Here is a 1,181-nt window from a genome sequence, read left to right as displayed (position 1 = left end):
ATCGTGATCGGCGAGGACCTCGGTACGGTGCCGGCTGATTTCCGCCAGGCGATCGGCGACAAGGGCGTGCTCGGCATTCGCGTGCTCTGGTTCGAGCGCGCGGCGGATGGCGGCTTCGTCTCGCCGCTCGAATGGTCGGAGAAGGCCATGGCGACGACCAGCACGCACGATGTGCCCACCGTGGCCGGCTGGTGGAGTGGCCGCGACGTGGAGTGGCGGAAGAAGACGGGTCTCGACGATCCTGCGGTGGACGAGAACCTGCAGCGCGAGCGCGATCGGGTGCTTCTGTGGCGCGCCATGTGCGCGTCGGGGTCGGCGTGGAACGAAGATGCGCCGCCGGGGCTGGACGACATCTCCCCCGTGGTCGTGGCAGCGGCGAAACACGTGGCGCAAGCGCCCGCGCCGCTGGCGATCTATCCGGTGGAGGACATCCTCGGACTGCACGAGCAGCCGAACCTTCCGGGCCCGACCGACGCAATCCATCCGAACTGGCGGCGCCGTATGCCTGACTCGTCTTCGCGCCTTTTCGACGGGCCGATCGCTCACGCCGTTTGCGATGTGATCGACAAGACGCGGAACCGCACATGAGTCCACCGCGTGCCTTGGCGCGCCTGCAGTTCCATGCGGGCTTCACGCTGGACGACGCCGTTCCGGTGGTGGGCTATTACGCCAGCCTCGGCGTGAGTCACTTGTACGCGTCGCCGATCCTGCGCGCACGCGCGGGCTCCACGCACGGTTACGATGTGGTGGACTGCCACGAAGTGAATCCCGAGCTCGGCGGTGAAGACGCGCTGCGGCGCCTCGTGGCTGCCTTGCGTGAGCATGGCATGAGCCTGGTGGTCGACATCGTGCCCAATCACATGGGCGTAGGCACGCAGAATGCCTGGTGGATGGACGTGCTGCGTCACGGACGCGAGAGCCGCTACGCGAATTATTTCGACATCGACTGGCAGGCGCCGGATCCCCTTTTGCGCAGTCGCGTCCTCTTGCCGATCCTCGGCGCCGGCTATGACGAGACCCTGCGTAACGGGCATCTTCGTCTCGCCCGGCGCAAGGAAGAGTGGGTGCTTCGTCTCTACGACGATGACCTGCCGTTGTCACCGGCGTCCGTTGCCGGGCTCGGTGACGACGCCATCGCCCGGCATGACCCGGAAAGCGACGACGGCCGGGCGGCGCTGCAT

General features: G+C 67.1%; 2 protein-coding genes. Both read left to right on the top strand.

Translation table 11 applies throughout. The features are described from left to right. Window positions 1-588: 4-alpha-glucanotransferase (locus AC1DT2_RS23960; RefSeq protein ID WP_477299194.1), on the top strand; the 588-nt coding region annotated here is incomplete at its 5' end. Continuing rightward, window positions 585-1,181, top strand: a 597-nt coding sequence (locus AC1DT2_RS23955; RefSeq protein WP_477299192.1) for an alpha-amylase family glycosyl hydrolase, incomplete at its 3' end; no start/stop codon positions are given. The genes AC1DT2_RS23960 and AC1DT2_RS23955, both read left to right, overlap by 4 nt.

The sequence above is a fragment of the Luteibacter sp. P4_E6 genome (genome assembly GCF_056401535.1).
The sequence above is the reverse complement of the archived record's forward strand: the minus strand, read 5'-3'. Positions and strand labels throughout refer to the sequence as shown.